Genomic DNA, 208 nt, shown 5'->3' with positions numbered 1-208 from the left:
TCTCGGGGTGGTCGACGGCGGCGGCGAGGCGGCGGGTCAGGCGGATCGCTTCGGCGGCGAGGTCGACGTCGCCGGAGTACCCCTCGTTGAAGACGAGGTAGAGGACGCGCAGCACGGTGCCGACGTCCCCGGGCCGGTCGAGGCGGACGCCGGAGACGGTCCGCTTGGCGCGGCTGATGCGCTGGGCCATGGTGGCCTCGGGTACGAG

Annotated in this window: 1 protein-coding gene; it reads right to left on the bottom strand. The window is 74.0% G+C overall.

Going from position 1 to position 208, the window contains the following annotated elements; translation table 11 throughout:
• On the bottom strand, nt 1-208 hold a 208-nt coding region (locus VR44_RS40820; protein WP_045952768.1), incomplete at both ends, for a DUF6596 domain-containing protein.

The organism is Streptomyces katrae, from assembly GCF_000966975.1.
GTDB lineage: Bacteria > Actinomycetota > Actinomycetes > Streptomycetales > Streptomycetaceae > Streptomyces > Streptomyces katrae.
This window is presented reverse-complemented; position numbering and strand designations above follow the sequence as displayed.